Annotated in this window: 19 protein-coding genes; 6 read left to right on the top strand and 13 right to left on the bottom strand. The window is 62.1% G+C overall.

Annotation, left to right across the window (positions count from 1 at the left end; genetic code table 11):
* The first annotated feature begins 139 nt into the window (after positions 1-139).
* From ACZ445_RS06855 to ACZ445_RS06840, 4 genes are all read left to right on the top strand, one after another.
* Positions 140-1837: a molecular chaperone HscC gene (locus ACZ445_RS06855; RefSeq protein WP_192299273.1), complete on the top strand. Its 1698-nt coding sequence runs from the start codon at positions 140-142 to the stop codon at positions 1835-1837.
* Between the two features lie 12 nt (positions 1838-1849).
* Entirely contained in the window at positions 1850-3460 is a 1611-nt protein-coding gene (locus ACZ445_RS06850) for a J domain-containing protein (protein WP_464708114.1), read from the top strand.
* A gap of 144 nt (positions 3461-3604) precedes the next feature.
* Positions 3605-4855 (top strand): OprD family porin, encoded by a 1251-nt coding sequence (locus ACZ445_RS06845; protein ID WP_464708112.1) that lies wholly within the window; start codon positions 3605-3607, stop codon positions 4853-4855.
* An 83-nt stretch (positions 4856-4938) separates the two neighbouring features.
* On the top strand, positions 4939-5838 hold the full coding sequence (locus tag ACZ445_RS06840; protein ID WP_464708110.1) for a polysaccharide deacetylase family protein: 900 nt from the start codon (positions 4939-4941) through the stop codon (positions 5836-5838).
* Positions 5839-5841: 3 nt separating this feature from the next.
* On the opposite strand, the gene pcaC is transcribed toward ACZ445_RS06840, so the two are convergent.
* The 11 genes from pcaC to pcaR all read right to left on the bottom strand — a co-directional run bounded on the left by pcaC (position 5842) and on the right by pcaR (position 16544).
* On the bottom strand, positions 5842-6234 hold the full coding sequence (pcaC, locus tag ACZ445_RS06835) for a 4-carboxymuconolactone decarboxylase (protein ID WP_028619276.1): 393 nt from the start codon (positions 6232-6234) through the stop codon (positions 5842-5844).
* Between the two features lie 10 nt (positions 6235-6244).
* Positions 6245-7036 (bottom strand): 3-oxoadipate enol-lactonase, encoded by a 792-nt coding sequence (gene pcaD, locus ACZ445_RS06830; RefSeq protein ID WP_464708109.1) that lies wholly within the window; start codon positions 7034-7036, stop codon positions 6245-6247.
* A gap of 10 nt (positions 7037-7046) precedes the next feature.
* Positions 7047-8402, bottom strand: a complete 1356-nt coding sequence (locus ACZ445_RS06825) for a 3-carboxy-cis,cis-muconate cycloisomerase (RefSeq protein ID WP_464708107.1) — start codon at positions 8400-8402, stop codon at positions 7047-7049.
* A 10-nt stretch (positions 8403-8412) separates the two neighbouring features.
* On the bottom strand, positions 8413-9708 hold the full coding sequence (locus tag ACZ445_RS06820; RefSeq protein WP_012722673.1) for an MFS family transporter: 1296 nt from the start codon (positions 9706-9708) through the stop codon (positions 8413-8415).
* A gap of 188 nt (positions 9709-9896) precedes the next feature.
* Positions 9897-10463 carry a protocatechuate 3,4-dioxygenase subunit alpha gene (pcaG, locus tag ACZ445_RS06815; protein WP_464708106.1) on the bottom strand — a complete coding sequence of 189 codons (567 nt, stop codon included), beginning with the start codon at positions 10461-10463 and terminating at the stop codon, positions 9897-9899.
* Position 10464: 1 nt separating this feature from the next.
* The gene (gene pcaH / locus ACZ445_RS06810; protein WP_071496863.1) at positions 10465-11169 is read right to left on the bottom strand and encodes a protocatechuate 3,4-dioxygenase subunit beta; all 705 of its coding nucleotides are present in this window, start codon (positions 11167-11169) and stop codon (positions 10465-10467) included.
* A gap of 17 nt (positions 11170-11186) precedes the next feature.
* On the bottom strand, positions 11187-12389 hold the full coding sequence (gene pcaF, locus ACZ445_RS06805) for a 3-oxoadipyl-CoA thiolase (RefSeq protein WP_464708597.1): 1203 nt from the start codon (positions 12387-12389) through the stop codon (positions 11187-11189).
* Positions 12386-13165 carry a CoA-transferase subunit beta gene (locus ACZ445_RS06800; protein WP_058425212.1) on the bottom strand — a complete coding sequence of 260 codons (780 nt, stop codon included), beginning with the start codon at positions 13163-13165 and terminating at the stop codon, positions 12386-12388. The genes pcaF and ACZ445_RS06800 overlap by 4 nt, the downstream gene beginning before the upstream one ends.
* Positions 13165-14022: a CoA transferase subunit A gene (locus ACZ445_RS06795; protein ID WP_058425213.1), complete on the bottom strand. Its 858-nt coding sequence runs from the start codon at positions 14020-14022 to the stop codon at positions 13165-13167. Before ACZ445_RS06795 ends, ACZ445_RS06800 begins: the two co-directional genes overlap by 1 nt.
* Before the next feature lie 194 nt (positions 14023-14216).
* Positions 14217-15557 (bottom strand): 4-hydroxybenzoate transporter PcaK, encoded by a 1341-nt coding sequence (pcaK, locus tag ACZ445_RS06790; RefSeq protein ID WP_179030415.1) that lies wholly within the window; start codon positions 15555-15557, stop codon positions 14217-14219.
* A 144-nt stretch (positions 15558-15701) separates the two neighbouring features.
* Positions 15702-16544 (bottom strand): pca regulon transcriptional regulator PcaR, encoded by an 843-nt coding sequence (pcaR, locus tag ACZ445_RS06785; protein WP_058425215.1) that lies wholly within the window; start codon positions 16542-16544, stop codon positions 15702-15704.
* A 558-nt stretch (positions 16545-17102) separates the two neighbouring features.
* Here pcaR and ACZ445_RS06780 point away from each other — a divergent pair.
* Together ACZ445_RS06780 and ACZ445_RS06775 are read left to right on the top strand one after the other, a co-directional pair.
* On the top strand, positions 17103-17303 hold the full coding sequence (locus ACZ445_RS06780; protein ID WP_058425216.1) for a hypothetical protein: 201 nt from the start codon (positions 17103-17105) through the stop codon (positions 17301-17303).
* Between the two features lie 315 nt (positions 17304-17618).
* The gene (locus ACZ445_RS06775; RefSeq protein ID WP_058425217.1) at positions 17619-19094 is read left to right on the top strand and encodes an inorganic phosphate transporter; all 1476 of its coding nucleotides are present in this window, start codon (positions 17619-17621) and stop codon (positions 19092-19094) included.
* Between the two features lie 144 nt (positions 19095-19238).
* On the opposite strand, the gene ccoM is transcribed toward ACZ445_RS06775, so the two are convergent.
* Both ccoM and ACZ445_RS06765 read right to left on the bottom strand, forming a co-directional pair.
* Positions 19239-19355: a cytochrome c oxidase subunit CcoM gene (gene ccoM / locus ACZ445_RS06770; RefSeq protein WP_010212341.1), complete on the bottom strand. Its 117-nt coding sequence runs from the start codon at positions 19353-19355 to the stop codon at positions 19239-19241.
* 143 nt (positions 19356-19498) lie between these two features.
* Positions 19499-19693 (bottom strand): hypothetical protein, encoded by a 195-nt coding sequence (locus ACZ445_RS06765; protein ID WP_134434970.1) that lies wholly within the window; start codon positions 19691-19693, stop codon positions 19499-19501.
* Positions 19694-19724 lie beyond the last annotated feature (31 nt).

Here is a 19724-nt window from a genome sequence, read left to right as displayed (position 1 = left end):
AGCCAGCTCCCACATTGGTCTAGCGGCGCTTGGTCAAACCCCATCAGCCCCCCCAAAACCCGCCGCCTTGCATTTCGTTTAACCTTTCAGGATAAAATTGGTCACAGATTCTTACAGACCACAGAGGGAGCTTGTCGTAATGATCGTAGGAATCGACCTGGGGACCACCAACAGTCTCGCCGCTGTCTGGCGCGGTGATGCCGCCGAAATGGTGCCCAACGCCCTTGGCGAGTTGCTGACCCCAAGCGTGGTCGGCCTGGATGACCAAGGCCGCATCCTGGTAGGCCAGGCCGCCAAGGAACGCCTGCACACCCACCCGCACCTGACGACCTCACTGTTCAAGCGCTACATGGGTAGCGCCACTGAAGTGCGCCTGGGCGACCGTTCGTTCCGTCCCGAAGAACTCTCGGCACTGGTGCTCAAAAGCCTCAAGGAAGACATCGAACGCACCTACGGCCACACCGTCACCGACGCCGTGATCAGCGTGCCCGCGTATTTCAGCGACGGCCAGCGCAAAGCCACGCGCATCGCCGGTGAACTGGCCGGGCTCAACGTCGACAAACTGATCAACGAACCGACTGCCGCGGCCCTCGCCTACGGCCTGCACCAGCGCGACAAGGAAACCTCGTTCCTGGTCTTCGACCTCGGCGGCGGCACCTTCGACGTGTCGATCATCGAGCTGTTCGACGGGGTCATGGAAGTGCGCGCCAGCGCCGGCGACAACTTCCTCGGCGGCGAAGACTTCGACACCCTGCTGCTCGAACACTTCGTCGACAGCCAGCGCAACGCCGCCGACTTCCCGCCCACCAGCAGCGTGTTGCACGCCCTGCGCCGCGAAGCCGAGCGCGTGCGCAAAGCCCTGGGCCAGGACGACAGCGCCGAGTTCGCCCTGCGCGTCGACGGCCGCCAATGGGTCAAAACCATCACCCAGCAGGAGCTCGCCAAGCTCTACACGCCGCTGCTCGAACGCCTGCGGGCGCCGATCGAACGGGCCCTGCGCGATGCGCGGATCCGCGTGGGCGACCTCGATGAAATCCTGCTGGTGGGCGGCACCACGCGCATGCCGCTGGTGCGTAAACTCGCCGCCGGTTTGTTCGGGCGCTTCCCCTCCATCAGCCTCGACCCGGACCAGGTGGTTGCTCACGGCGCCGCGATCCAGGCGGCACTCAAGGCACGTTCGGCGGCGCTGGAAGAAGTGGTGCTGACCGACGTCTGCCCCTACACCCTCGGCATCGAAACCTCGCACCAATACGGTGGCCATATCGAAAGCGGCCACTACCTGCCGCTGATCGAACGCAACAGCAGCGTGCCGGTGAGCCGGGTCAAGACCGTCGTCACCCTGCACGACAACCAGAGCCAGGTGCTGCTGAAGATCTACCAGGGCGAAAGCCGGCTGGTCAAAGACAACATCGAACTGGGCCAACTGGACATTGCCGTGCCCAAGCGCAAAGCCGGTGAAGTGTCCCTGGACGTGCGCTTCACCTACGACAACAACGGCCTGCTCGAAGCCCAGGTGAAGATCCCGCTGACCGGCGAGCAGCACTCGCTGGTGATCGAGAACAACCCTGGCGTATTGAGCCCGGACGAGATCCAGCAACGCCTGCAAGCCTTGGCGCTGCTCAAGGTCCACCCACGCGACCAGCAGGTCAACACCGTACTCAGCGCCCGCCTCGAACGCCTTTACCAGGAAAACCTCGGCGAGCTGCGCGAACAACTCGGCCATTGGGCCGCGCAGTTCCAGCAGGTGCTCGACACCCAGGACGAACGCCGCATCCGCGAGGCCCGCAGCGAACTGACCCGTCAACTTGAGCAACTCGACAACGGGTTCTGGCGCTAAGGGAACAACCACATGGATTGTTGGACCGTACTGCAACTGCCGCAAGAGAGCGACGAACGCAGCATCAAACGCACCTACGCGCGGCTGCTCAAAAACTGCCGCCCGGACGATGACGCCGAAGGCTTCCAGCGCCTGCGCGAAGCCTACGAAGAAGCCCTGGCCTACGCACGCTGGCGGGCAGACTGGGAAGAAGAGGCCGAGACCGCACCGGCCGCCGTGGCCGAATCGGCCTACGGCAACCTCAACGACCTCGCCGAACTGATGAACGTCAACGCCCGCCCCCCTGCCCCGCTTGCAACACCCCGGCCCGACCCGGCCCAGGCGCTGATCAACGGCCTCACCCTGCACAACCTGGACGAACGCTGGGCCCAGGCCCAACAACAGGGTTGCACCGAGGCGTTCCAGGCCGGCCTGTTGCGCCACTGCTTCGAAAGCCCAGGCGAGCGCGCCGCGATTACCCGTTGGGCAGTGCAGCATCTTGAATGGCTGACACCCTGGCAACAGGTGGCCATGACCCCGTGGCAGCACGACGCGCTGAGCGGCGAGTTGTTGCAGGAGTACCGGCGCACCTTGCAGGAGCTGCTGGAGCAGAAGGCCGAACGCGAGTTCATCACCCAACTCACGCAATTGACCAGCCAACCCTGGCTGCGGGTGTTCGACCTGCAACAACAGTGGCAACGCATCGTCCTGCACCTGCTGCATGACACCACCTGGAGCGTGCCGCTGTTCGAGCGCGTGTGCCAGGCGTTCGGCTGGGACGACAAGGCCGGCGTGTTCCCGGAACCGGCCTGGATGTGGCGCGAACTGGTCACGCGCTGTGAACAGGAGAGCTTTTTCGAACACTTGCAGGCCAAGGCCGAGGACCGCACCTGGAAATCCGCCGATGCCATGGCGGCGCGCCTGCTGCTGACGCCGATGTCCAAGACCCAGCAAAACTGGATGACGGCGCAGTTCAGCGACAACGACTGGCACGCCTGCCAACAGCTGGCCCAAACCCTCAACTGGCGTTACCCGCAGTTGTTGGAACGCCTGCCCCAGGCCGACGTGTTTTTCTGGCGTAAATTCCTGCCACGCCCGGTGTCCCATCGCAGTTGGATAAGGGTGTGGGGCGGTTTGGCCCTGGCCACGGCACTGGCCGTCGTGCCCGAGACCAAATCGGCGATGACCACCGAAGCGGTGATGGTGGTGCTGCTGACGCTCATTCCAGCGTTCATCGCTATCCGCTCCACACAGCTATGGGCCGCCCTGACCTCTCGCTTGATCATCCCCGACCTGTGGCTGACAGAACGCCTGCTGCCCGAACGGTTCAACCCGCATCAGCAGTGGCTGGTATTGCGCCACGGCATCCCGCAATTGGGCATGTTGTGGATGTTTGGCCTGCTGCTGGGGGTGATGGGCATGCTGGGCTACCTGGGAATGATCCTGATCCACCTGCTTCACCGCAGGCGCATCGGCCAACCCAGCGAGAACTTCGAGCAGCTCTACCCGTGGATCAGCGGCCTGCACTGGGCCCACTGGAGTCCGTTGCAGGTGGCATTCCTGGCGGTGATGGTGCCCGCTACGCTGCTGTGCCAGCGCTATTTGCCCGAGATCCCCTGGACCAGCCTGATGCACGTGCTTTAGGCGCATAAACGCCGGGCGCCACTGCCCGGCAACTTGCGTGCGATCACCGCCCACAACCCGCCTCCCCCCGATTGAACCGCCCGCACACCGCCGCGCACCATGGCCGCCACCTGCATAAACCCAATAACAACAGGTCCTTACGCCATGAGCACTTTCCACCCGCGCCAGCTCTTGCTGGCAACCGCTGTAGCCAGTCTTGCCATGCCCATCCTCGCCGAGGAACACGGCTTCCTCGAAGACGCCAGCGCCAACCTCAACCTGCGCAATTTCTTCTTCAACCGCAATTACACCAACCCGACCAAGACCCAGGGCGGCGCGCAGGAGTGGACGCAGAGTTTCATCCTCGACGCCAAGTCCGGCTTTACCCAGGGCACGGTGGGCTTCGGCGTGGATGTGCTGGGGCTGTACTCGTTGAAGCTCGATGGCGGACGTGGCACCGGCGGCACCCAGTTGCTGCCGTTGGATCACGACGGCCGCCCGGCGGATGAGTTCGGGCGTCTGGGCGTGGCGTTCAAGGCGCGTATTTCCAAGACGGAAGTGAAGGTTGGTGAATGGATGCCGGTGCTGCCGATCCTGCGTTCGGACGATGGCCGCTCCTTGCCGCAAACCCTGCGCGGCGGGCAGATCACCTCCAAGGAGATCGACGGCCTGACCCTCTACGGTGGCCAGTTCCGCGCCAACAGCCCGCGTGACGACAGCAGCATGAGCGACCTGTCGATGTTCGGCAAAGCCGCGTTCACCTCGGACCGCTTCAACTTCCAGGGCGGCGAATACCTGTTCAACGACAAACGCACCCAGATCGGCCTGTGGAACGCCCAACTCAAGGACATCTACAGCCAGCAGTTCGTCAACCTGACCCACAGCCAGCCGTTGGGCGACTGGACCCTGGGCGCCAACCTGGGCTTTTTCTATGGCAAGGACGATGGCAGCGCCCGCGCCGGCGAGCTGGACAACAAAACCTGGTCCGGCCTGTTCTCCGCCAAATACGGCGGCAACACCTTCTACGTCGGCTTGCAAAAACTCACCGGCAACAGTGCCTGGATGCGCGTCAACGGCACCAGCGGCGGCACCCTGGCCAACGACAGCTACAACTCCAGCTACGACAATGCCCAGGAGAAGTCCTGGCAAGTGCGCCACGACTACAACTTCGCCGCCCTCGGCGTGCCCGGCCTGACCCTGATGAACCGCTATATCAGCGGCAGCAACGTACACACCGGCACCATCACTGACGGCAAGGAATGGGGCCGCGAAACCGAAGTGGGCTATACAGTGCAAAGCGGCGTGGCCAAAAACCTCAATGTGCGCCTGCGCAATTCCAGCATGCGTCGCGACTACAGCAACAACGAGTTCGATGAGAACCGGTTGATCGTCAGTTACCCGATCAGCCTGCTGTAAACCAGCGCCACACTTGCGGTATGGTGCGCGCCTGCCGCTGCTGATCCACCCAGCAGCGGCCTTCATCCGAGCCCGCGCCCACCATGAAACCCTTCGCCATCGCCTCCGCCGTGCTTGCCCTGGCCCTGAGCCTCAGCGGCTGCATTGGCGCGCCCATTGCCCTGACACCGAAGACCGAACAACGCCTGCAAACCCAGGCACCGATCCGCTTTCTGCTGACCTTCGATGACGGCCCCAGCGCGTCAGGCTATAACAACCCGAGCCGCTCAGTGGTGGCTGACCTGGCGCACAACCCGGTACTGCCGGGGATCAAGGCGGTATTCTTCCTGCAAACCGAAGCCTCGCGCTCCGGCGGCAGTTCACGGGGCCGCAAAACCATGGAGCGCGAGTATGCAGCAGGCCACATCCTCGCCTTCCACACCGCCACGGCGTTTCACACCAACCATCGCTGGCTGAATGACGCCGAACTGGAACGCACCCTCACCCAGGGTGCCGCTGACATTGCGGCGATCACCGGCAACCCGCCGGTACTGGTCCGCCCGCCGTTCTGGAATTACGACCGCCGCACCTTCGCCGCCTACCAGCGTCACGGCATGCAGGTGCTGCTCACGGATTTGAGTGCCAATGACGGCAAGATCTGGGGCTTCAACGGCAGCCCACGGCGCCGGGCCAATTTGTATCGGCAACTGTCGGTAGTGCGCGAACACATTGCGTTGGGCGAGTTGCCGACAGTGGATGGGGTGATCCCTGTGGTGGTGACCTTCCACGACATCAATCGCTACACCGCACGGCATATGCAGGAGTACTTGCAGATCCTGCTGGACAGCGCACGGATCAACGGCATGAAGACCGCCGCTGAGCCGTTCTACACCGACACGGCCGCCCTGCAACGTGCGGCACTGTCACGCACGGTGAAGGATGTGAGTGAGCCGGTGCATCTGCCGGGCGTGTGGAATTGGGTGTGGGACGCCGACTCCCACTGACGCCTATTCGCGCGATTCAACACCCAACTCATCCCACACCGACTCGGCCAGGTGAAACGTCGCATTCGCCGCCGGAATCCCGCAGTAGATCGCGCTCTGCATCAGCACTTCCTTGATCTCGGCACGGGTCACGCCGTTGCTGGCGGCGGCGCGCAGGTGCAGCTTGAGTTCTTCGCTGCGGTTCATGCCGATCAGCATGGCGATGGTGATCAGGCTGCGGGTGTGCCGCGGCAGTCCCGGCCGGGTCCAGATGTCACCCCAGGCGTGACGGGTGATCATTTCCTGGAATTCGCTGTTGAACTCGGTCAGGGCATTGAGACTGCGGTCGACATGGGCATCGCCCAGTACTTCGCGGCGCACTTGCAGGCCTTCGGCGTAACGTTGTTTCTCGTCCACAAACAGCTCCTCAGTGGGCCAGCAGGAATTCAATGACGCAGTCGCTGAACGCAGCGCCGGCCTGCACATTGGACAGGTGCGCCGCGTAGAACTCGGCGTACTCGGCGCCCTGCACATGGTTCTGGATAAAGTGGCTGCCGGCCGGTGGGGTGACCGCATCGTCGGTGCCGGCAATCACTAACGTCGGCACCTTGATCAGGGCCAGTTGCTCACGAAAATCCGCATCGCGCACCGCCGCGCAATTGGCGGCGTAACCTTCAGGCGAAGTCGCCGCGAGCATGTCGGTAATCTGCTTGGCCTGATGCGGGTTGGCCGCTGCGAAATCAGGCGTGAACCAGCGTGCAATCGATGCGTCACGCAGCGCCACCATCGCGTCGGCGCCGTCACGCAGAACCATCTCGATGCGTGGGTTCCACACCTCGGGCGTGCCGATCTTGGCGGCGGTGTTGCACACCACCAGGCGGTTCAGGCGCTCGCCCGCGTTGATCCCCAGCCATTGGCCGATCAGGCCGCCCATGGACAAGCCGCAGAAATGCGCGCGTTGGATCTCCAGCGCATCCAGCAGCGCGATCACGTCGCGGCCGAGCTGCTCGATACTATACGGCCCCGAAGTGACCAGGGATTTGCCATGGCCACGGGTATCGAAACGCAGCACGCGAAAGTGCTGGGTGAAGGCCGGGATCTGGATGTCCCACATATGCAGGTCGGTACCCAGTGAGTTGGACAGCACCAGCACAGGCGCATCCACAGGCCCGTCCAGTTGGTAATGCAGGTCGCCTTCGGCGAGGTGTAAAAATGCCACGGTGGTCTCCTCAAGCAAAATGTTCAGCTACCGCACGAGTGACCCAGGTGCGGGCCTGGCCCAGGTAGTGGGCCGGGTCGAGCAGGCGGTCCAGCTCGGCCGCCGACAGCTCGGCGGTGACTTGCGGCTCATCCGCCAGGACCGCACGCAGATGCCGTTGCTCGGCAACCGCGCGTTTGCAGCAGTGTTCCAGCAGGTGATGTGCGGTTTCCCGGCCCAGGCGTTGGGCGAGCACGCTGCTGACGGCTTCAGCCAGCACCAGGCCTTGGGTCAGGTCGAGGTTTTTGCCCATGCGCTCGGGGTCGACTTCCAACCCTTCGCTCACCAGCAGCGCCTGTTGCAGCGCGCCGGAAACCAGGCGGCAAATCTCGGGCAGGGTTTCCCATTCGGCATGCCACAGACCCAGGCTGCGCTCGTGCTCCTGGGGCATGGCGCTGAACATCGTCGATACCAGGCCCGGTACACGGGTGGCGGCGCCGATCAGCACGGCAGCGCCCACCGGGTTGCGCTTGTGCGGCATGGTGGACGAGCCGCCCTTGCCCGGTGCCGACGGCTCGAACACCTCCGCCGCTTCGGTCTGCATCAACAGGCTGATATCGCGGCCCAGTTTGCCGAGACTACCGGCGATCAAACCGAGGACGCTGGCAAACTCCACCAAACGATCACGCTGGGTGTGCCAGGGTTGTTCGGGCAGGGTCAGTTGCAACTCGTTTGCCAAGGCTTCAGCCACCGGAATGGCCTGTTCGCCCAGCGCGGCCAAGGTGCCGGACGCGCCGCCGAACTGCAGCACCAGCAAGCGCGGCTTAAGCTCCGCCAGCCGTTGCCGACTGCGCGTGACCGCCCCCAGCCAACCGGCGATTTTCATCCCCAGGGTGACCGGCGTCGCGTGTTGCAACCAAGTACGTCCGGCCAAAGGCACGGCGGCGTAACGCTGGGCCTGGGCGGCCAGAATATCCCCCAGGCGCGCCAAGTCGGTTTCGATCAGCGCCAGCGCCCGGCGCAGTTGCAACACCAGGCCGGTGTCCATCACATCCTGGCTGGTCGCGCCCAAATGCACATAGCGCTCAGCCCCGGCATCTTCACTGGCAATCAACTTGCCCAGCGCCTTCACCAACGGAATCGCCGAATTCCCCGCCGTGGCAATCGCCACGCCGAGGGCATCCACGTCGTACAGCGAGGCCAGGCAGGCCTGGGCAATCGGTGCGACAGCGGCCTCAGGGATCAGCCCGACTCGGGCCTGCGCCCTGGCCAATCCCGCTTCGAAATCCAGCATGCCCTGCAAGCGTCCGCTGTCGCAGAACACCTCGGCCATGCTGTCGGCCGTGAAGTAAGCGTCGAACAATTGATTGCTCGTGCGCAGTGTCATAACGCGCCCCTTATAGATCGTGGTGCAAGTACTCCGCCTGTTTCGGCAGGCGCAAACTGAACAGGAAGGCCACCGCCATCATGCCGGTGACGTACCAGTAGAAGGTGTTTTCCATGCCCATGGACTTGAGGCCCAGGGCCACGTATTCCGCCGAGCCACCGAAGATCGCATTGGCCACCGCATAGGCCAGGCCCACCCCCAGGGCGCGCACGTGAGGCGGGAACATTTCCGCTTTCACCAGGCCGCTGATGGAGGTGTAGAAGCTGACGATGGCCAGGGCCAGGGAGATCAGCACGAACGCCAGGAACGGGCTGGTCACGGTTTTCAGGGTCAGCAGGATCGGTACGGTGCACAGGGTGCCGAGGGCGCCGAACCAGAGCATCGAGTTACGACGGCCGATCTTGTCCGAGAGCATGCCGAACAGCGGCTGCATGCACATGTACACGAACAGTGCGCCAGTCATGATGTAACTGGCCGTCTTGGCGTGCATCCCGGCGGTGTTCACCAGGTACTTCTGCATGTAGGTGGTAAAGGTGTAGAAAATCAACGAGCCGCCGGCGGTGTAGCCGAGCACGGTGATAAACGCCGCCTTGTGGTTGCGAAACAGCGCGGCGATGCTGCCGGCGTCCTTGTCCTGGCGCATTTCCTTGCTGGTGGTTTCCTTGAGGGTGCGCCGCAGCAGCAGGGAGATCACCGCCGCGATGGCGCCGATCACGAAGGGAATCCGCCAGCCCCAGGCGCGCAGTTCTTCTTCGGTCAGGATCTGTTGCAGGATCACCACCACCAGCACCGCCAGCAGTTGCCCGCCGATCAGGGTCACGTACTGGAACGAGGCGAAGAAACCTCGCTGGCCCTTGAGCGCGACTTCACTCATGTAGGTCGCGGTGGTGCCGTATTCGCCGCCCACCGACAAGCCCTGGAACAATCGGGCGACCAGCAACAATGCCGGCGCCCAGGCGCCGATGTCCTTGTAGGTGGGCAGGAAGGCGATGACCAGGGAACCGGCGCACATCATCAGCACCGAGATCATCATCGAGTTCTTGCGCCCGTGCTTGTCAGCGACCCGGCCAAACAGCCAGCCGCCGATGGGGCGCATCAGGAAGCCGGCGGCGAACACGCCAGCGGTGTTGAGCAGTTGGACCGTGGGGTCGTCCGACGGGAAAAACGCCGGGGCAAAGTAAATGGCGCAGAAGGCATAGACGTAGAAGTCGAACCATTCGACGAGGTTGCCAGAGGATGCCCCGACAATCGCAAAAATCCTTTTGCTGCGTTCTTCTCCGGTGTAGTGACTGGTTGTTGTTGTCATGTTTTTTCACTCAGTGGGAACGGTTATAGCCTAGACATACTTTGCAACAACCGTGTTCCGCAAGAAGACTTTTGGGTAGGTGGTGTCTGAACCGGCCCCATCGGGGGCAAGCCCCCTCCCACATGTTGACCGCACCGCCTATCAAATGTGGGAGGGGGCTTGCCCCCGATGGGGCCCTGAAAAACCACTCAATAATCGAAGAACACCGTTTCCTTATCCGTCCCCTGCAGAATCACATTCCACTGATACACCCCCGTCGCATCCTGCCGGGCGATCAAGGTGCCACGACGCTCCGAGGGCACACACGCCAGCAACGGGTCATCCCCATTCAGCGCCTCGCCCTCGAAATAAATCCGCGTCAGCAAGTGCTTCACCAACCCGCGGGCAAACACCAGCACCACCAGGTGCGGCGCCTGGGTGGTGCCCTTCAGCCCCGGTACGGCGCCCGGCTTGATGGTGGTAAAGCGGAACCGCCCTTCGGCATCCACCGGCACCCGGCCGAACCCTTCAAAGTTCGGGTCCAGTGCCTTGTCCTGCTCATCTTCCGGGTGGTCGTACTTGCCGGCGGCATTGGCCTGCCAGACTTCGAGCATGGCGTCGTTGACGACATCGCCGTTGCCATCCACCACTTGCCCGCTGATCGCTACGCGTTCGCCAAGGGTGGCAGCCACGGTGAGGTCTTCGCGGTTCAGCCAGGTCAGGCCGATGTGGTAATACGGCCCGACGGTGTGGGACGTGGTCGCGTTGAGTGTCATCTCATTTCTCCATCGGCGTGGCGTCACGGCCGCGCAGGACGATGTCCCAGCGGTAGCCGAGGGCATAGGAAGGAATGGTTTTTTCCAGGTCGAAACGGGCGATCAAGCGTTCCTTGGCCGAAGTGTCCGGTACGCAGTTGTAGATCGGGTCGTACGCCAGCAGCGGGTCGCCGGGGAAGTACATCTGCGTGACCAGGCGCGTCAGCACGCTCGGGCCGAACAGCGAAAAGTGGATATGCGCCGGGCGCCACGCGTTGTGGTGGTTGCCCCACGGGTAGGCACCGGGCTTGATGGTCTGGAACTGGTACCAGCCATCAGCGTCGGTGACCGTGCGGCCGGTGCCGGTGAAGTTCGGGTCCAGCGGTGCGTCGTGCAGATCGCGCTTGTGGTTGTAGCGCCCGGCAGCGTTGGCTTGCCAGATCTCTACAAGAATGCCCGGCACCGGCAGACCGTTTTCATCGAGCACACGACCATGAATGATGATGCGTTCGCCCTGGGGCTCGCCTTCATGCTGGGCGGTGAGGTCGTTGTCCTTCTCGTTGACGCGCTCGGCACCGATGGTCGGGCCGGTGATTTCCGATAAGGAATGGGGCAGGAACACCAAAGGCTGCGACGGCGAACGCAGGTTCGTCGACTGGTAGGCCGGGTGCAGGTAATCCGGTTGAGTGCCCGCTTGCGGGCGCCGGTATCCGGGCTTGTCACTCATGGAGCAATCCTCTCTTGTTAGATGCGTTCAATCGCCAGGGCCAGGCCTTGGCCAACGCCCACGCACATGGTCGCCAGGCCTTTGCGGCCGCCGTTTTTTTCAAGCTGGTGCAGCGCGGTCAGTACCAGCCGCGCGCCGCTCATGCCCAGCGGATGGCCGAGGGCGATGGCGCCGCCGTTCGGGTTGACCTGGGGTGCGTCGTCGGCAATGCCCAGCTCGCGCAACACCGCCAGGCCTTGGCTGGCGAAGGCTTCGTTGAGTTCGATGACGTCAAAGTCAGTGACCGCCAAGCCAAGGCGCTCGACCAATTTGCGCACAGCCGGCACCGGGCCGATGCCCATGACCCGTGGCGCAACACCGGCACTGGCCATGCCCAATACGCGGGCGCGGGCGGTCAGGCCATGTTTCTTGACGGCTTCGGCGGAGGCCAGGATCAGCGCCGCCGCGCCGTCGTTCACACCCGAGGCGTTGCCGGCGGTGACGGTTTTGTCCGGTCCGTTGACCGGCTTGAGTTTGGCCAGGGCTTCCAGGGTGGTGTCGCGGGGATGCTCGTCCTGCTCTACCACGGTTTCGCCTTTTTTATGGGCGACTCGCACCGGCACGATTTCTTCGGCGAAGAAACCGGCGGCTTGCGCGGCGGCAGTGCGTTGCTGGCTGCGCAGGGCAAAGGCGTCCTGGTCGGCACGGGACACGTGATAATCGTCGGCGACGTTATCGGCGGTCTGTGGCATCGCATCCACGCCGTACTGCTCTTTCATCAACGGGTTGATAAAACGCCAGCCGATGGTGGTGTCTTCCAGCTTCATGTTACGCGAGAACGCCGCGTCGGCCTTGCCCATCACGAACGGCGCGCGGGACATCGACTCGACGCCGCCGGCAATCGCCAGCTCCATTTCGCCGCTGGCAATCGCACGGAAAGCGGTGCCGATCGCGTCCATCCCGGAGGCGCACAAGCGGTTGAGGGTCACCCCCGGAATGCTCTCCGGCAGGCCCGCCAGCAACAGTGCCATGCGCGCCACGTTGCGGTTGTCTTCACCGGCCTGGTTGGCGCAACCGAGGAACACCTCGTCGACTGCCGTCCAATCCACCGACGGGTTGCGTTCGATCAATGCCTTGATCGGCAGCGCCGCCAGATCATCCGCCCGCACGGTGGACAAGCCACCGCCAAAACGGCCGATGGGGGTACGAATGGCGTCACAGATATATACATCGCGCATCAGGCTTCTCCCGGTGCTTGGCCATGGGCGGCCGCAGTGCGTGCTTCAAGGTCACGCAGGGCGGTCAGCTCTACATCAGTGGGTTCGGCGGTGGTGTCGACCTGCTCGGCAAACCGAATCGCCCAACCGGTGGCGGCCACCACTTGCTCACGGGTCACGCCCGGGTGCAGCGCGGTGACCACAAATTCGTTCGTATCAGCTTCCGGTTCCATGATGCACAGGTCGGTAATAATCCCTACCGGCCCCGCGCCCGGCAGGCCCAGGCGCTTGCGCGAGTCGCCGCCTTCGCCGTGACCGACCGAGGTGATGAAGTCCAGCTTGTCGACAAACGATCGCGCCGACTGCTTGAGGATGATCAGCACGCTCTTGGCGGAACCGGCGATCTCCGGCGCGCCACCGGCACCCGGCAGGCGCACTTTGGGCTGGTGATAGTCACCCACCACGGTAGTGTTGATGTTGCCGAAGCGGTCGACCTGGGCGGCGCCGAGGAAGCCCACGTCGATGCGCCCGCCCTGCAGCCAGTAGCGGAAGATCTCGCCGGTCGGCACCACGGTGTCAGCGGTTTCCGCCAGTTCGCCATCACCGATGGACAGTGGCAGTACCGAGGGCTTGGCGCCAATCGGGCCGGACTCGTAGATCAGCACCACATCCGGCGACGACGTCAGGCGTGCCAGGTTGGCCGCCTTGGACGGCAGGCCGATGCCAACGAAGCACACGGAGCCGTTCTTGAGGCGGCGCGCGGCGGCGACGGTCATCATTTCATTGGTCGAGTAAGCCATTACTTGGCCTCCTGCGCGGTGGCCAGTTTGGCCTGGAATTCGGTGAAGTCGGCGGTGCCGTGGATGTATTCGTTGATCCAGGCGGTAAAGGTCCCACGGTCGCGGGCGATCGGGTCCCACGCCTGGTAGAAGCGGTTGTCACGCTCGTTGTAGCCGTGGGCGTAGGACGGGTGCGCGCCACCGGGCACATGGCACACCGCCGTCAGGGCCCAGGTCGGCAAGACGCAGCTGTTCATCGGCGCATTCAGGTCATCGACGATTTCTTCGACAGTGACAATGCAGCGCTTGGCCGCCAGGGCCGCTTCCTTCTGCACACCGAGGATGCCCCACAGCAACACGTTGCCCTTGCGGTCGGCTTTTTGCGCGTGGATCACGGTGACGTCCGGACGCACCGAAGGCACCGCCGCCAGCACTTCGCCGGTGAATGGGCAGGTGACGGTCTTGATCAACGGGTTGACCTTGGGCAGGTCGGAGCCGGCGTAGGCACGCAGCACCGCGAACGGCAGGCCCGATGCGCCGGCGACGTAGGCATTGGCCAGGTCGGCGTGGCTGTGTTCTTCGATTTCCAGCGGTTGCGGCCATTGCTTTTCGACCGCGTCACGCAGGCGATGCAGGGAGCCCACGCCGGGGTTGCCGCCCCAGGAGAAAATCAGCTTGCGGGCGCAACCGGCACCGATCAACTGGTCGTAGATCAGGTCAGGCGTCATACGCACCAGCGTCAGGTCTTTCTTGCCCTGACGAATGATTTCATGACCCGCTGCCGTAGGGATCAGATGGGTAAAGCCTTCGAGGGCGACGGTGTCGCCGTCGTGCACAAATTGCTTCACCGCGTCACGCAGCGCGAGGATTTCAGCCATGGGGTTCGGGCTCCCGGTGTGGATCGAAAAAGACGCTGAGGTGGCGCCGTAGTGCTTGAAGATTAAGCCGGGGAAATAGGCCAAACAATCCGATAATCGACTCAGCGTTCGATTATCGAACGGATTGTTACCTCGCTAATCATTCAGACAACGCTCAATCAATGTGGGAGGGGGCTTGCCCCCTCCCACAGGCGTCAGGTGGCGTCGGCATGGCTGACCATGCCCTTGATCACCACGGCCGTGGTGGCCAATGCAGCCGGGATCACCAGAGCGGTGAGCACCTGCTCGAAGTTCCAGCCCAGGCCCAGCAAGGTGGCGCCCATCCACGCGCCGAGGATCGCGCCGAAACGACCGATACCCAGCATCCAAGACACGCCTGTGGCGCGGCCCTGGGTCGGATAGAAACGTGCGGCCAGGGACGGCATTGCCGATTGCGCACCGTTGACGCACATGCCGGCAATCAGCACCAGGGTCGCAAGCAAGGTGATATTGCCCAGGCTTTGCCCTACCGCGTAGGCGAACACCCCGGCCAGCAGGTAGAACGTGCCGATGACCTTGTGCGGATTGAAGCGATCCATCGCCCAACCCACGCCCACCGCGCTCAACACGCCACCGAACTGGAACAACGCGCCGATAAACGCCGCCTGCTCCATGCTCGCACCGCTGTCGCGCATCAGGGTCGGCAGCCAACTGGTGAGCAGGTACACGATCACCAGGCCCATGAAGTAGGTCAGCCACAGCAACAACGTGCCAGCGCTGTAGGTACCGGAGAAGATCACCGCAAACACGTTGCGCGCCTTCACGGTTTTTTGCTCGGGCACACTGAAACTGCTGGCCTGGGCGACGATGTTCGGCTCAATGGGCGACAAGGTTTTGCGCACCTTGTCGGTACCCAGATTGCGCACCACCAGGTAGCGCGCCGATTCCGGCAGCCACACCAGCAACACCAGCGCCAGGATCAACGGCAGGATGCCGCCGATCAGCAGCAGGCTGTGCCAGCCGAATGCAGGGATCAGTTTGGCCGAGATAAATCCGCCACCGGCCATGCCCAGGTTGAAACCGCAGAACATGCTGGTCACCAACAACGACTTGTGGCGTTCAGGGGTGTATTCGGACAGCAGCGTGGTGGCATTCGGCATGCCGGCACCCAGGCCGAGCCCGGTCAGAAAACGCAGCACCAGCAATTGATCGACGTTGCTGCTGTAGGCGGACGCCAGGCTAAATGCGCCAAACACCAGTACCGCACCCACCAGCACCACTTTGCGACCAAAGCGATCCGCCAGCGGACCGGAACCGAGTGCGCCGAAGACCATGCCGATCAACGCGGCACTCATCACCGGGCCGAGGCTGGCGCGATCGATCCCCCAATCCTGGGACAGCGCCGGCGCGATAAAGCCCATGGCGGCGGTGTCGAGGCCGTCGAGGAAAACAATCAGGAAACACAGGATCACCACGCGCCACTGGTAGCGCGACAGTGGCTGGGTGTTGATGAAGGACTGCACGTCCAAGGGGGTACCGACAGAGGGCTGATTCATTGTTTTTATTTCCACACCGATGGCGGGCTGACGACCTTGGGCCGTCGTTATTATTGCGCGCTCCCTAGAGCGCTGCCGCACAGTAATAAGCCAGGGGAAACAGCGCAATTGACCAAACCGGGATCTGTGCGGTCACCGAACAGCTTAGGCAAACAGTTGCGCACTCAACTCGCGGCTGGCATTGAGCATGCTCGGCAGGAAGCGCTGCTCCAGCTCGCTGCGGCTGACCCGGCCGGCGTGGGTGCTGACGTTCAGCGCAGCCAGCACCTGGCCCGAGGCGTCATACACCGGCACCGCGATGGAGCGCAGGCCCTGCTCCAGTTCCTGGTCGACAATGCACCAGCCTTGCTGGCGTACCTGTTGCAGGCAGTCGAACAGGGCGGCGGGCGTGGTCAGGGTGCGGCTGGTCTTGGTCTGCAGGTCGGCGTGGTCGAGGTAATCCTGCAGCGAGGCGTCATCCAGCGCCGCGAGCAAGATGCGGCCCATGGAGGTGCAGTAGGCCGGCAGCCGTCCGCCCACCGACAGGTCCACCGAAATCAGACGCTGGGTCGTGGCCGAACGGGCGATGTAGAGAATGTCGTCACCTTCGAGGGTCGCCATGTTGCAGGCTTCGTGGAGTTGCTCGCTCATGCGGTCCAGATAAGGCTGGGCCGACACCGCCAGTGGCGTGGAGGACAGGTAGGCATGGCCCAGGGTCAGGACCTTGGGCAACAGCGAATAGGTACGCCCATCGGTAGTGGCGTAGCCGAGCTTGATCAAGGTGTGCAGGCAACGGCGCACGGCAGCGCGGGGGATTTCCGTGCGGTGGCTGATCTGGGCAATTGTGAGGTGGCGCTTGCGTTCCTGGAACGCCTGCACCACGGCGAGGCCACGGGCCAGGGAGGTCATGAAGTCCGGATCACCGGTAAACGCCTGGATACGCTTGGCCGGGGACGCAACGATCGGCGGCGCCACTGACGCGAAAGAGTTGCGCAATTGATCGTTCATGTCGGGATCCTTTGTCTTATTGTCAACCGCGGGGGAGGTTTGGCCACTATTACAAGCCGCGTCAGCCGAGATGCACAAGGCAGGGCCGACAACATTGTGCGATTATCGGACGATCATTCGATTATCGCAATTTGCTCGCGACCTCCACCTTCACCCACGGCGGATTGAAAAAAACCAGAGGCCTCTTATTAACGTCTGAAGTTTGGATGGATTCATGGCACCCGAATGTGTGCAATTACCAACCGGCGCGTGTAACAAAACACTCATACAACGTTGACGGTTTTTAACTTTATACCGATAGTGTTATTCAAATGCGCCGCTATAATGCACCCTGTGTACTGGTCCGCCCGGCTTCATTATCGGCAACGGAGCTGGCCACGTGATGCACAGGCCGTGCATCGTCGATAGCAACTACCTGCCTTGAATGAAGGCACTAACAAGTGTTCACCCATGTCTGTTTCAAACTTGAACGCTATGGCGGTTCGACTTGAAACACCCTGAGGGTGCATTCCGGCATAACGCTGCACGTATTTACACTCAACTCAATTAGGTAACGATGTGACGAAAGATGAACTGCGCGCGGAACTTGAGCGCCAGGAGCAACGTTACAAGGACGTTTACGGCGGGGAAGTCACCACCTACGCCGCCCAGCCTGAACCTGAACGCAAACCATGGCGCAAGCGCGCCAGCCTGCTCGACCAGGCATTTGCCCAGGAAATCCAAAAGATTGAACAGGAACTCAAAACCGAAGAGTCCTAAGCGATTCGGTTCGAGCCTCAAGATTTTGGCCCAGGTTGCTGGCACTTAGCTAGCAGCCAGAAAATCTTGCACCCTACCAAGAACGGTAAAATTTCATACAAATGTTTCAGCCGTGACGTTTTTGTGACAATCCCCCGCTTCCGGCACCCTCTGCTATATAAATCAAAGACTTGCCCAAGCCCCGAAAACCCTGGGATGTACGCCTTTTCCGGGATTTTTTTCAGGGAAGATTGTTACCGATGAGCAGCTAGTGCATCGATTACTGAGGTTTTCTGGCATAATCGCGCCCCCTTACGACCGGGTCAGAAAACCTTCATGATCGATTTATTCAGCGGACTGGATGCTTGGGTTCTCGTGAGCCTGTTGCTCGCCCTGGCCTTTGTCCTCGCCTTCGAGTTCATCAATGGCTTTCATGACACCGCTAACGCGGTGGCCACAGTCATCTATACCAAAGCCATGCCGCCACACCTGGCCGTGTTCTTCTCCGGGGTGTTCAACTTCCTCGGCGTGTTGCTCGGCGGTGTGGGTGTCGCCTACGCCATCGTGCACTTGCTGCCGGTGGAGTTGCTGATCAATGTGAACACCGGCCATGGCCTGGCGATGGTCTTCTCTTTATTGGCAGCGGCGATCACCTGGAACCTGGGCACCTGGTACTTCGGTATCCCGGCCTCCAGCTCTCACACGCTGATCGGCTCGATCCTCGGTGTCGGCCTGGCCAACGCCCTGATCAACGACATTCCCCTGGCTGACGGTGTGAACTGGCAGAAAGCAGTGGATATCGGTGCCTCCCTGGTGTTCTCGCCGATGGCCGGTTTCCTGGTCGCAGCCCTGGTGCTGATCGGCCTGAAGTGGTGGCGTCCGCTGTCGAAGATGCACAAGACCCCGGACCAGCGCCGCAAGCTCGATGACAAGAAACACCCGCCGTTCTGGAACCGCCTGGTGCTGGTGATTTCCGCCATGGCCGTGAGTTTCGTGCACGGCTCCAACGATGGCCAGAAAGGCATCGGCCTGATCATGCTGGTGCTGATCGGTATCGTGCCGGCGCAGTTCGTGCTCGACCTGGGCAGCACCACCTACCAGATCGAACGGACCCGCGACGCCACCGTGCATTTGAGCCAGTTCTACCAGCGTAACAACGCCACGCTCGGCGAGTTCCTGGCCCTGGGCAAAAGCGTGCAGAACGATCTGCCGGGCAAGTTCCAGTGCAACCCGCAACAGACCGAGCCGACCATCAACGCGCTGGTCGACACGCTCAAAGGCGTGTCGGACTATCACTCGCTGACGGCTGACCAGCGTATTGAAGTGCGTCGTTATCTGCTCTGCCTGGACGACACCGCGAAGAAAGTCGGCAAGCTGCCAGGCCTGGATGCCCGTGAGAAATCCGATCTCGACAAACTGCGCAAAGACCTGACCGCCACCACCGAATACGCCCCATTCTGGGTGATCCTTGCCGTCGCACTGGCCTTGGGCCTGGGCACCATGGTGGGCTGGAAGCGTGTGGTACTGACCATCGGCGAGAAGATCGGCAAGCAAGGCATGACCTATGCCCAGGGCATGTCGGCACAGATCACCACCGCGACCATGATTGGCTTTGCCAACATCTTCGCGCTGCCGGTGTCGACTACTCACGTGCTGTCGTCGGGCGTGGCCGGCACCATGGTCGCCAACAAAAGCGGCCTGCAGGGCGGCACCGTGAAGACCATCCTGATGGCCTGGGTACTGACCCTGCCAGCAACCGTGGCCCTGTCGGCCGGGTTGTTCTGGTTGGCTTCCAAGGCGCTGGGCAGTTGATAAGCCGCCTGCGATAAAAAAGGTGCGATCCGCGAGGGTCGCACCTTTTTTTATGCCGATAACTACTGCGTTAATTCAGGCGCACAAAAAAAGGGCGACCGAAGTCGCCCAAAATGCCTTGCGTGCTCATGTAACCTGGAAAAACTAGGGTTTTTTCCGCTTGTTCGCGTCTTTCCAGATAAAAATTCCAAACCCTACAAAAAACATCACCATGAGGCTTACGGTCAGCACTCCGGCGAACACTACATTATCGATAAACATGACCGGCCTCCTGCACTTGCCCTGTTGCGATAGGGCTAAGTTAATGGAGAAGGCGGATTGGAAAATTGACGGGGATCAATGTCGCCCGCGACGGGGCGTAAAGAAGGGCAATAACTGACCTGCATCAATGGATGCAGGCTGTTTCAACGCTTTTTGGGCTTGTTCTTCGGTTTTTTCTTCACTTTGCCGAGTGGCATTGCCTGTTCAAATGCCTGGCGGACTTCATTCAGGCGTTTGTCATTGAGGTCGTGCACGCGCTTGGCGCGCTCGGCATTCAGGTCGATCAGCTTGTCGTCTTCACTCATGGCTTGGCTTACGTCGTGGAGGGAATGGTCCAATAATGCGGCCTCCCCCGCTCAACGGCAAATC

It is taken from the genome of Pseudomonas allii (assembly GCF_055380095.1).
The sequence above is the reverse complement of the archived record's forward strand: the minus strand, read 5'-3'. Positions and strand labels throughout refer to the sequence as shown.

What these genes read in the sequence shown, in the direction of transcription:
- ACZ445_RS06825 (WP_464708107.1), bottom strand. Translation starts at nt 8,402, where the DNA reads ATGACACTGCGCACGAGCAATCAATTGTTCGACGCTTACTTCACGGCC.
- ACZ445_RS06850 (WP_464708114.1), top strand. Translation starts at nt 1,850, where the DNA reads ATGGATTGTTGGACCGTACTGCAACTGCCGCAAGAGAGCGACGAACGC.
- ACZ445_RS06775 (WP_058425217.1), top strand. Translation starts at nt 17,619, where the DNA reads ATGATCGATTTATTCAGCGGACTGGATGCTTGGGTTCTCGTGAGCCTG.
- pcaH (WP_071496863.1), bottom strand. Translation starts at nt 11,169, where the DNA reads ATGAGTGACAAGCCCGGATACCGGCGCCCGCAAGCGGGCACTCAACCG.
- ccoM (WP_010212341.1), bottom strand. Translation starts at nt 19,355, where the DNA reads ATGTTTATCGATAATGTAGTGTTCGCCGGAGTGCTGACCGTAAGCCTC.
- ACZ445_RS06840 (WP_464708110.1), top strand. Translation starts at nt 4,939, where the DNA reads ATGAAACCCTTCGCCATCGCCTCCGCCGTGCTTGCCCTGGCCCTGAGC.
- pcaK (WP_179030415.1), bottom strand. Translation starts at nt 15,557, where the DNA reads ATGAATCAGCCCTCTGTCGGTACCCCCTTGGACGTGCAGTCCTTCATC.
- ACZ445_RS06845 (WP_464708112.1), top strand. Translation starts at nt 3,605, where the DNA reads ATGAGCACTTTCCACCCGCGCCAGCTCTTGCTGGCAACCGCTGTAGCC.
- pcaG (WP_464708106.1), bottom strand. Translation starts at nt 10,463, where the DNA reads ATGACACTCAACGCGACCACGTCCCACACCGTCGGGCCGTATTACCAC.
- ACZ445_RS06820 (WP_012722673.1), bottom strand. Translation starts at nt 9,708, where the DNA reads ATGACAACAACAACCAGTCACTACACCGGAGAAGAACGCAGCAAAAGG.
- ACZ445_RS06800 (WP_058425212.1), bottom strand. Translation starts at nt 13,165, where the DNA reads ATGGCTTACTCGACCAATGAAATGATGACCGTCGCCGCCGCGCGCCGC.
- ACZ445_RS06855 (WP_192299273.1), top strand. Translation starts at nt 140, where the DNA reads ATGATCGTAGGAATCGACCTGGGGACCACCAACAGTCTCGCCGCTGTC.
- ACZ445_RS06795 (WP_058425213.1), bottom strand. Translation starts at nt 14,022, where the DNA reads ATGGCTGAAATCCTCGCGCTGCGTGACGCGGTGAAGCAATTTGTGCAC.
- pcaR (WP_058425215.1), bottom strand. Translation starts at nt 16,544, where the DNA reads ATGAACGATCAATTGCGCAACTCTTTCGCGTCAGTGGCGCCGCCGATC.